General features: G+C 72.6%; 2 protein-coding genes and 1 pseudogene. All 3 read left to right on the top strand.

The genetic code is table 11. The features are described 5' to 3' along the window. Positions 1 to 97: pseudogene (locus tag H5J33_RS38000) on the top strand (ATP-binding protein); the annotation flags it as partial. A 66-nt stretch (positions 98 to 163) separates the two neighbouring features. Then, on the top strand, positions 164 to 943 hold the full coding sequence (locus tag H5J33_RS32125) for an enhanced serine sensitivity protein SseB (RefSeq protein ID WP_181798256.1): 780 nt from the start codon (positions 164 to 166) through the stop codon (positions 941 to 943). Positions 944 to 1140: 197 nt separating this feature from the next. Further along, entirely contained in the window at positions 1141 to 1932 is a 792-nt protein-coding gene (locus tag H5J33_RS32130) for an enhanced serine sensitivity protein SseB C-terminal domain-containing protein (protein WP_181798257.1), read from the top strand. The last annotated feature ends 265 nt before the right edge of the window (positions 1933 to 2197 follow it).

Raw genomic sequence — 2197 nt, forward strand, 5'->3', positions numbered from 1 at the left:
GGTGGAGAAGGGGGAGCCGCCGGCCGGCTGCGGCGCGGTGGTGCTGCTGGACCGGGACGCGGCGGACGTCCTGGCCCGGGTCGGCTTCACTCGGTGAGGCACTGTCACCGCCACCCGCTAGCCTTCATGGTCACAGCAGTGGTTCCCAGCAGGCGGTAGGCACATGGACTTCCCGGCGGACTTCCCGGCACAGGCGCACCCGCACCCGCACGGCGGTTGGCCCGGCAACGAGCTGGAGGAGGTGTTGTCGGCCTCCCTCGGCATCCCCGCGGCGGGCGGCCGGATCGTCGAGGTCCTCGGCCGCAGCTTCCTGTGGATCCCGCTCCCCAACGGCGGTGGCCCGGACAGCGGCCCGCTGGACCTGCCGACGCTCGACATCGACGGCCAGGCGTACGTCCCGGTGTTCAGCTCCGAGGAACAGCTGCGCCAGGTGGCCGGCTCCCACATGGCGTACACCATCGCCCCGGCCGTGGAGTTCGCCCGCGGCCTGCCCCCGCAGGTGGGCATCGCCGTCAACCCCGAGGGTGTCGTCGGCATACCGCTGCCGCCCCAGGCCGTGGCCGAGCTGTGCCGGGTGGGCCGCACCCCGCTCGACGGTCCGGGCACCGGCGGCCGGGTCCGCCTCTTCGAGCCCGACTGGCAGGACGACCCGGTGGACTTCCTCGCCGCCGCGTCCGCCGGGTTCGCCGAGACCGGCGTCGTCCTCACCGCCCGCCGCTGCCTGGCCGCCGTCGAGACGGCCGACCCGGCGATGTTCGTCGGCGTCGAACTCTCCCAGTGGGAAGGCGACCTGCGCGCCCTGCCCCTCCAGGCCCTCGGCAAGGCCCTGGCCGAGGTCCCCGTCAAGTGGCCGGTCAACCTGGTCCTGCTGGACGTCACGGACGACCCGGTGGCGACATGGCTGAAGGCGAACGTCCGCCCGTTCTATCAGTACGGCCACTGAACCGCGCCCGGAAGGGGCGCGGGATCGTGTCCGATATGCGGCTCCGCCGCGGGGCGCGACGAGCCACAACCCACCCGCACACGCGTACGACGCCAAGGCCCCGAGCTGCCAGGCGCATAAGCTGTGCTCAAACGCCGGGTCACAGAAAAGAAGGGGCACACCAGGTGAGCGCGAGCCACAGCGGCAGCGTCGAGCACATGCTGCGCCAGGTCACGCCCGGACGCTACGACGCCTACGAGGCTTTGCTGCGCGCCCTCGCCGCCCCCACCTCCGGCCAGGTCTTCATGCTCCTGTGGCACGGCCAGGCCGGCGCCCCGGACGCCCAGTACGGGGACATGGAGGTGGACGGCTTCCACTACGCCCCCTGCGTGACCTCCGCCCAGGAGCTGTCGGCCAGCGGCTGGAACCGCTCCTACGAGGTGGCCGACGGCCTGGACGTGGCCCGCACCCTCTACCCCGACCACTACGGCCTCTGGCTCAACCCGCACGCGCCGGGCGGCGGCGTCGGCATCCCCTGGCCGGACCTGCGCCGCATCGCCACCGGCCTGGACCGCCAGCCCGCCGGCCCGCTGCGCCTGTCCGAGCCCGGCATCGAGATCCCGCAGTTCTACGCCCTGCTCGCGCAGAACGCGCACCGCACCCCAGCGCTGCGCTCGCTGCGCCGCGCCTGGGTGCAGCCCGCGCTCGGCGCGCCCTACCTCGCCATCGGCCTGGACGTGTACGACACCTCGCCCGCCGCGGTCGACTCGGTGCGCGCCATGATGCAGCAGTCCATCGGCGCGGTCCCGGAGGGCCTGCCGGTCTCGACGGTCGCCATGACCGACGACTACGACCCGGTGGTGATGTGGATGCGGGCCAACGCGCGCCCCTTCTACGACCGCGAGGCGCACGCCCCGGTGCCCCCGCCGCAGCCCCCGCTCCAGGTGCCGGCCCCGCCGCAGGCACCGGCCGGCGGGTACGGCTATCCGCCGGCGCACGGCGGCTACTGACCAACGAGGCGCGGCGAGAGGTTTGTTGACCGGCTCGCACAATCCACGGAAGCTGGGCGCTTCTGCGCGCGTAGACATCGGGCTGAACCTCCCGAACCGCGCAGATTCGCCGTTCTGTCCCAACTGGCCCGCGTCCGAGGGCCGTTACCCACTGTTCGGATAACGGAATCCCCCGCACTGCATCACGGTTGCGCATACTTTCGCCGTCAGCTCTGGCGGGTGATCACAACGACGCTGAAGACTCGCGACTCAGACACGAGGCCGA

This window comes from Streptomyces sp. WELS2, from assembly GCF_013870595.1.
Lineage (GTDB): Bacteria > Actinomycetota > Actinomycetes > Streptomycetales > Streptomycetaceae > Streptomyces.

Excerpts from the sequence above, each read along its gene's own strand:
- H5J33_RS32125 (WP_181798256.1), top strand. The coding sequence starts at position 164 with ATGGACTTCCCGGCGGACTTCCCGGCACAGGCGCACCCGCACCCGCAC.
- H5J33_RS32130 (WP_181798257.1), top strand. The coding sequence starts at position 1,141 with ATGCTGCGCCAGGTCACGCCCGGACGCTACGACGCCTACGAGGCTTTG.